The organism is Mesorhizobium sp. M6A.T.Ce.TU.016.01.1.1, from assembly GCF_003997065.1.
GTDB lineage: Bacteria > Pseudomonadota > Alphaproteobacteria > Rhizobiales > Rhizobiaceae > Mesorhizobium > Mesorhizobium mediterraneum.
Map to the genome: position 1 here is coordinate 1 of NZ_RZTJ01000073.1, position 2,073 is coordinate 2,073.

At 58.8% G+C, this 2,073-nt stretch carries 3 protein-coding genes; all 3 read left to right on the forward strand.

Features of this window, described 5'->3' with window-relative positions:
• The coding region (locus EOC94_RS33165; protein ID WP_127295841.1) for a glycine betaine ABC transporter substrate-binding protein at positions 1-672 on the forward strand (672 nt) is incomplete at its 5' end.
• A gap of 86 nt (positions 673-758) precedes the next feature.
• On the forward strand, positions 759-1,793 hold the full coding sequence (locus tag EOC94_RS33170; RefSeq protein ID WP_127295843.1) for an ABC transporter permease subunit: 1,035 nt from the start codon (positions 759-761) through the stop codon (positions 1,791-1,793).
• A partial coding sequence (locus tag EOC94_RS33175; protein WP_127295845.1) for an ATP-binding cassette domain-containing protein occupies positions 1,790-2,073 on the forward strand: 284 nt, incomplete at its 3' end. The genes EOC94_RS33170 and EOC94_RS33175, both read left to right, overlap by 4 nt.

Genomic DNA, 2,073 nt, shown 5'->3' on the forward strand with positions numbered 1-2,073 from the left:
GTTGTCACCCTTGGCAACGTGTTGTCGGACGGCGGTATAGGCGGATACTGGATTCCCGACTACCTGGCGAAAGCGCACCCCGAGCTGACGACGATGGAGGGTATCCTCGCCCATCCGGAGCTCGTCGGCGGTCGCTTCCATAGCTGCCCGGAAGGCTGGGGTTGCCGCATCGTCGCGGACAATCTCGAGAAAGCCTGGGATTTCAAAGGCCATGGGCTGGAAGTCTTCAACCACGGCTCTGGGGAAACGTTGGCTGCCTCCATCGAGGTCGCCTACAACAGCAAGGAACCGTGGTTCGGTTATTATTGGTCGCCGACGCCTACGATGGCCAAGTACCCGCTGGTGAAGGTTGATATGGGCGAATACGTCGAGGGGATCCATGCCTGCAACCGGAATCCCGACTGTCCTAACCCGGGCAAGTCAGGCTATCCACGCGACCGTGTCCTCACTGCGTCAACGGCTAGGTTTCTCACGCGTCAGCCGGAGGTTGCTGACCTGATGCGCAAGGTCAGCTTTTCCAATGAGATGATGAACGGTCTGCTGAAGTGGCAATTCGATCAGAAGGCGACCGCTGAGGAAACTGCGGTTTACTTCCTGAGCAACCATAAGGAAGTGTGGGCCGGTTGGCTAAATGACCAAGCGAAGGCTAACCTCGCACCGCTCCTGAAATAATCGGGGTCGCGCAGCACTTTCCATCCAGCTCCGGTTGACGCGTCCATTTGGGCTTGGTGATCGGCTTGCAAGATTCAAGGTCGGACATGGCAGCGTACGAAAAAGCTTTTGACACGCTGGGCCTGCGGGGCTGGTGTGATGCCGGCGCCACCGGCGGTCCCATGTCGATGGACGATCTTCTTGCCAAGGCCGGCACCGCGGGGACCGACCAAACCGAATCTTTTCCGTTTCCGTCCCTGGACGTCCTTCACAAGGCCTGCGGCGCCATCCCGCGCACCCGCGACATGACAGCCGGGTTGGAACGTCTGTTCCTTGATGTGAAAGACCCCGTGAAAGTCGTTCTGGACCCGGTTACGCAGCCACTGAGTTGGGCGCTGCGCAACGCCATCGACCTGATGCAGTCACTTCCGTGGTGGGCCGCGATCCTGATCCTGGTCGCCATCGCTCATTTCGCCGGACGTCGCACCGGGGTGACGGTCTTCGTGCTGGTGGCGTTCCTAGGCTTGGCGTTCATTGACCATTTTGGCTACGCGATGCAGACGCTCGCCATCATCATGGTCTGTACATTCATCTGCGTCCTGCTTGGCGTGCCGATAGGCATCGCGATGTCGCGCAGCAACCGGGTGGAACGTTGGCTGACGCCATTTCTCGATCTGCTGCAGACGTTGCCCACCTTCGTTTACCTCATTCCGCTGATTTTTCTATTCAGCGTTACGGAACCAAAGCTGTACGGCATCGCGATCATTCTCTATGCCATCGTGCCGTCGATCAGGCTCACGAACCTCGGCATTCGGTTGGTCGACAAGGACGTTCTGGAGGCGGGGGAGGCGTTCGGCATGACCTCCTGGCAAAAGCTCTATCGAGTCCAGTTGCCGCTCGCCCTACCGAACATCATGGCCGGCATCAACCAGACGATCATGCTGTCGCTATCCATGGTCGTCATCGCTTCGCTGGTGTCCGCGCCTGGCCTTGGAACCCTTGTACTGCGCGGTATCAACAAACTCGAACTCGGTGTCGGCCTTGTTGCAGGCCTCGGTATTGTTATCCTGGCCATTGTCCTCGACCGGGTCAGCCGGGCGGCCCTCCAGCGCGTCAACAAGATGCACCCGTCGCGGACATGAGCATGACCGAGAGCTTCGTATCAATCCGCAACCTGTACAAGATCTTCGGCAACAACGCGCCGGCCATGGTTGCCTACGCGAAGGCGGGGATGCACAAAAAGGATATGCTGCAAACCCATGGGCATGTGCTTGGGTTGCGCGATATCAACGTCGAGATCAAAAAAGGCGAGATCACGGTGATCATGGGGCTGTCGGGCTCCGGAAAATCAACCTTGATCCGTCACCTGAACCGCCTCGTCGACCCCACTGCGGGCGAGGTCATCGTCAACGGCACAGACAT